Consider the following 522-nt stretch of genomic DNA (forward strand, 5'->3'; position numbering starts at 1 on the left):
GCTTCCAATGTTCGTGGCACGCGTGAGAGTTTGCTTTTTGGCAATAACGGTTTTTTTAGCCGGAATGATTTGTTGCTACGCACCATTCCGTGGAGCAATCACGCGACCTTCAAAAAGGTTTTTGGAGAACTTCGCCCTTATGTTGGTTTGGATTATGGGCGTGTGTTTTCGCAAGTTTTGTATGGGATTAAGAGTGACCAGCTTGCCGGTTGGACAGCAGGTGTCAAGCTTGCGGGAGGCATGGTCTCTCTTGATGCCAGTTATTCCAGTATTTTTTGGAGCACAGTTAAGCACAAAAAATCAGGAACATTTTTTATGACATTAACAATGGAACTTTAAGCATTTTTTATTGGGGAGTTAACGTATGAGATATGAGAAGAGAGCAGAAAGAGCAGCTTTATTAGGTGTTTTGGTCTCCAGTACGATGCTCAAAAAGGTTTTATTTGGGGGACTTGGTTTTTCTTGTTTGTTAGCCCCTTCAGCGTTACAGGCGCAAATTACTGTGGATCCTAACGCGAATGC

General features: G+C 43.1%; 1 protein-coding gene. It reads left to right on the plus strand.

The genetic code is table 11. From position 1 onward, the window contains the following. Window positions 1–339, plus strand: a 339-nt coding sequence (locus ACFINY_RS09980; protein ID WP_375701088.1) for a ShlB/FhaC/HecB family hemolysin secretion/activation protein, incomplete at its 5' end; no start/stop codon positions are given. Window positions 340–522: the final 183 nt, after the last annotated feature.

This window comes from Bartonella sp. AA23NXGY, from assembly GCF_042197165.1.
Lineage (GTDB): Bacteria > Pseudomonadota > Alphaproteobacteria > Rhizobiales > Rhizobiaceae > Bartonella.